The organism is Aquibaculum sediminis (genome assembly GCF_040712085.1).
Taxonomy (GTDB): domain Bacteria; phylum Pseudomonadota; class Alphaproteobacteria; order Kiloniellales; family DSM-21159; genus Aquibaculum; species Aquibaculum sediminis.
Genome location: NZ_JBFCVK010000021.1, coordinates 1 through 906 on the forward strand (window position 1 = coordinate 1; position 906 = coordinate 906).

The 906-nt window shown below is 36.5% G+C and carries 2 protein-coding genes; one reads left to right on the top strand and one right to left on the bottom strand.

Annotated features, from left to right (window positions below; translation table 11 throughout):
• A partial coding sequence (locus tag ABZ720_RS17395) for a methyltransferase (protein ID WP_366556796.1) occupies positions 1 to 132 on the top strand: 132 nt, incomplete at its 5' end.
• A 24-nt stretch (positions 133 to 156) separates the two neighbouring features.
• Here the strand turns inward: ABZ720_RS17395 and ABZ720_RS17400 are convergent.
• Complete coding sequence (locus tag ABZ720_RS17400; RefSeq protein ID WP_046098172.1) at positions 157 to 816, bottom strand: IS1595 family transposase; 660 nt, start codon at positions 814 to 816, stop codon at positions 157 to 159.
• Positions 817 to 906 lie beyond the last annotated feature (90 nt).

Sequence of the window (906 nt, forward strand, 5' to 3'; positions counted from 1 at the left end):
AATACAGGGGGAGAATTACGCATTGTTGCGAACGCATTTTTGCCTTACGCCGATTTGCTCGATCAATATTTTGCTTCTCACCAAGTGTTAGCTAAAACCAATAAATTTAAGGTTTATTCTGTTCGTTATTAAAATTGGGGCTGTAGTAGATTAGCCCTAAATTTCACACCATTTTCGCAATATTTTTAACTGCTCTTTTGGTGTCCCAAAGTTAAACCGAAATTCACATTCCTTCAAGAATAAAGGAAAGTTTTTTCGGTTAATTCCATTATATTTTCGCAGTATCCGCTTCGCCTGATTCCAAAAATTTTCAATGCCATTAATATGATTTTGTTTCACCGCAAATAGCTCGGAATGATTGATTCGTTCGTGGTGAAATTCACTCACATCAAGCACATCATAACTGCGATAAGTGTCCGTATAAACCCAGCTATCAGGCTTGATTTTTCTTTTAATAACAGGGAGTAATGTTTCACTCTTGGTGTTTTCAACCACAACAGTAAATACCTTTCCTTGTCGTTTTAGTAACCCAAAAACAGCAACTTTTCCAGCCGCCCCTCGTCCTCGTCCTCGTTTTCCCTTTCGATGACCACCAAAATAGCTTTCGTCTAGTTCAATTTCCCCCTCAAAAATCTCGTTAACTTCAAGGGATAAATGATAGCCAATCACAAGCCTGATTTTATGGTAGAACAAAGCGGCTGTATTCGGTTGAATATCTAGCAAATTTGCTGCTGTTCTTGCAGTAACTTCTGCGACAAAAAACTCAAGCAGTTTTTTCTGTATGGATTGCTTTAATTTACAATATGTTATCTTCATTTTTGTAGTATAGCATTGTTACTAATCTACTACAGCCCCTAAATTAATTATTGAAAATAAAGGCTCTAATAAATTACGAGGTCTAGTTGA

Excerpts from the sequence above, each read along its gene's own strand:
- ABZ720_RS17400 (WP_046098172.1), bottom strand. The coding sequence starts at position 816 with ATGAAGATAACATATTGTAAATTAAAGCAATCCATACAGAAAAAACTG.